Consider the following 3306-nt stretch of genomic DNA (forward strand, 5'->3'; position numbering starts at 1 on the left):
GGGCCTGTCCGATTTTTTGTGTGCGAGGCGTTGTTGAAAACGCTGGTCTGCACGACGACTGGATTGGCGGGCCATCTTACGCCCGCGCATGGATGAAGCGATCGCCGTAAGCGATAGCGAACTGGTTCATGGCAGCGCGCCAGTAGAGCGTGGGGCGGCGCCATTCGGCGGTGATATTGCGCAGAGCCAGCCAGATCAATTTTGTAGCGGCCTCATCGTTTGGAAAATGACCACGGCTCTTGATGATCTTGCGCAGGCGGGCGTGAATGCTCTCGATCGCGTTGGTCGTGTAGATCAGCCGCCGCACGTCGGGAGCGAATGCGAAGAAGGGAACAACGCGGTCCCAGGCCCGGCGCCAGGCGGCGACGACGGTCGGGAACCGTTGCCCCCAAGGTCCTTGCTCGAAATCATCCAGGGCCGCTTCGGCGGCGTCGGCATTGATCGCGGTGTACAAGGGTTTGAGCGCCGCAGCGAATGCCTTGCGCTCGCTGTAGCTGGCATACGCCACGCTGTTGCGGATCAGATGCACGATGCAGGTCTGCAAGGTCGTGGCCGGGAACACGGCCTCCAAGGCTGCGTCGATCCCTTTCAAGCCGTCGGTCACTGCGATCAGGATGTCCTCGACGCCGCGTGTCTTGAGGTCGGTGAACACCTTCAGCCAGAACTTGGCGCCCTCGGTGTTCTCGATCCATAACCCCAGGATGTCGCGCGTGCCGTCGGCGAGAATGCCCAAGGCTAGGTAGATCGCCTTGCTGCGAACCACCGCTTCGTCCCGGATCTTCACCCGCATCGCATCGAAGAACACGACCGGATACAGCCGTTCCAGCGGGCGCGCCTGCCAGGCAGTGACCTCCGACATCACCGCCTCGGTCACCGTGCTGATGAACTCGGCCGACACCTCCGTGCCGTACTGCTCGCGCAGAAAACCCTGGATCTCCCGCATCGTCATGCCGCGCGCATACATCGCGACGATCTTGTCGTCGAAGCCCGTGAAGCGCCGTTCATGCTTCGGAATCAGCAACGGCTCGAACGAGCCAATCCGATCGCGCGGTACGTCAATCCGCAACGGACCATCCTCGGTCAGCACCGTCTTGCCGCTCGCGCCATTGCGGTGGTTCACCGCCTCTCCCGGCCTCGCCTCTCCCGGCGCGTAGCCCAGGTGATGCGACAACTCCGCGCCCAAGGCGCGCTCGATCAGTGCCTTCTTGAACGCCATCGACGCCGCGTTCACGGCCTCTGCGTTCATCGGTCCCTTCACGAACTGATCGATCAGTTCCTTCGGGATAGTCGGCAGCTCTCGCTGCCGATCGGGGGACTTCTTCCGGGCCATACATGCTCCTCCTACTCATGATAGGCCTCGCACACAAAATTCCTGACAGGCTCCGCGCGTACCGCCCTACACGCATCTCGTTGCGCTCGGCACGGGCCGGTCGCGCACAGGGTGCGCTCCTGCAGGACATCGACGAGGGAATCGCATGGCCTCGCAAGCACTCCAGCTCTTCCGCCGCCACGGCAGCTCCGCACTCGGCCGCTGGCTCGTCTCGCGCGCGATCTGCTGGCGCGCGCCGTACTTCGCGTCGATCGCGCCGACGATCGATTTGCTCGAACCCGGCCGCTGCGTCGTGCGCATCCGCGACCGGCGCCGCGTGCACAACCATATCGGCACCGTGCACGCGATCGCGCTGTGCAACATGGCCGAGCTTGCGGGTGGCCTCGCGACCGATGCGACGATTCCGGATTCCATGCGCTGGATTCCGAAGGGTATGACCGTGCGCTACCTCAAGAAGGCCAAGGGGCCGATGACCGCGACCGCGACCGTGCCGGCGATCGCGGCGGCGACGAGCGGCAGCGAAGCGCATGCGATCGTCGAGGTGCGCGATGCCGGTGGCGAGGTCGTGTTCGATGCCGACATCACGATGTGGATTTCGCCGCGCAAGGCCGACTGACTCAACCCGATTCACCTCTCCCGCATGCGGGAGAGGTCGACGGGCGCAGCGCGGCGGGTGAGGGGAAACGAAGCAACGTATTCCGCAGACCCTAGGCATCGCTCCGCTTGCCCTCACCCTGACCCTCTCCCGCAAGCGGGAGAGGGGATCCAGCGCCAGCCGGGCGGGGTCGCATGGGATACTCGGAGCGCGGCATGAGCCGCAACCCAGGGGCGCAATGCATGGACCCATTCCTGCAGGCCGCGATCGACGAAGCGAAGGCGGGCCTCGCCGAAGGCGGCATCCCGATCGGTTCGGTGATCGTGCACGAGGGGCGCATCATCGGCCGCGGCCACAACCGCCGCGTGCAGAAGGGCAGCGCGATCCTGCACGGCGAGATGGACGCACTCGAGAATGCGGGGCGTCATCCGGCCAAGGTGTACCGCGAGAGCGTGATCTACACGACCTTGTCGCCGTGCCCGATGTGCAGCGGCGCGATCGCGCTGTACGGCATCCCGCGCGTGGTCGTCGGCGAGAACCGCTCGTTCATGGGCGAGGAAGCGTGGCTCAAGAGCCGCGGCGTCGCGATCGACGTCGTCGACGACGCAACCTGCGTCGCGCTCATGCACGACTTCATGCGCGACAAGCCGGAGCTCTGGAACGAGGATATCGGCGTCTGAGGCTTCACCCGCGTTTTGTGGGGGCGGCGGAAGCCGCGATGTTTTTGTGGACGGGGGCGATCGGCGGCACGCGCGGCGCGCGTACCGCCCTACGGCGATCGGCGGCACGCGCGGGCGCGTACCGTCCTACATGCACTCCGTCGTGCGACACGCACACCGGGATGAAGAGCATCGCCGCTTGCGCCGCTCCGAGAGAAGGGAGGGTTCGCCGCTCGTGTAGGGCGGGTCGAGCCGCATCGCGGCGAGTCCCGCCGCAACACGCGAGGTGCCGCGGGAATCCCTGTAGGAGCCCACCCTGTGGGCGACCGCGGACCCGTACGACGCGGCGTCGTCGCCGATCGCGACGCTAACCTCGCAACGCCTGCGCATGGTGGCGCAGGTGGTCTTCGACGAAGCTCTGGATGAACCAGTAGCTGTGGTCGTAGCCCGCGCGCCGGCGCAGGTCGAGCGGCTGGCCGGTCGCGCGGCACGCGCGTTCGAGGAACTCGGGGCGCAGTTGCACGTCGAGGAACGCGTCGGCGTCGCCCTGGTCGACGAGCAGCGTGCCAGGGAAGCGCGCGCCGTCTTCGACGAGCGCAGTCGCGTCGTACGCGCGCCATGCATCGCGATCGTCGCCGAGGTAGCGCGGGAACGCCTTCCGGCCCCAGGGCACCTGGATCGGCGCGACGATCGGCGCGAACGCGGACACCGAGCGGTAGCGT

The 3306-nt window shown here is 66.4% G+C and carries 4 protein-coding genes; 2 read left to right on the forward strand and 2 right to left on the reverse strand.

Going from position 1 to position 3306, the window contains the following annotated elements; translation table 11 throughout:
- Positions 1–76: 76 nt before the first annotated feature.
- Positions 77–1330, reverse strand: coding sequence for an IS256 family transposase (locus tag VI238_RS03780; RefSeq protein WP_331648602.1), 1254 nt, complete (start codon positions 1328–1330; stop codon positions 77–79).
- A 145-nt stretch (positions 1331–1475) separates the two neighbouring features.
- Between VI238_RS03780 and VI238_RS03785 the strand changes: the two genes are divergently transcribed.
- Together VI238_RS03785 and VI238_RS03790 are read left to right on the forward strand one after the other, a co-directional pair.
- Positions 1476–1946: a hotdog fold domain-containing protein gene (locus tag VI238_RS03785; protein ID WP_331648605.1), complete on the forward strand. Its 471-nt coding sequence runs from the start codon at positions 1476–1478 to the stop codon at positions 1944–1946.
- A gap of 194 nt (positions 1947–2140) precedes the next feature.
- Positions 2141–2605 carry a nucleoside deaminase gene (locus tag VI238_RS03790; RefSeq protein ID WP_331648607.1) on the forward strand — a complete coding sequence of 155 codons (465 nt, stop codon included), beginning with the start codon at positions 2141–2143 and terminating at the stop codon, positions 2603–2605.
- A gap of 346 nt (positions 2606–2951) precedes the next feature.
- Here the strand turns inward: VI238_RS03790 and VI238_RS03795 are convergent.
- A partial coding sequence (locus VI238_RS03795; RefSeq protein WP_331648609.1) for an alpha/beta hydrolase-fold protein occupies positions 2952–3306 on the reverse strand: 355 nt, incomplete at its 5' end.

It is taken from the genome of Dokdonella sp., assembly GCF_036518555.1.
In the GTDB taxonomy this organism is placed as follows: Bacteria; Pseudomonadota; Gammaproteobacteria; order Xanthomonadales; family Rhodanobacteraceae; genus Dokdonella_A.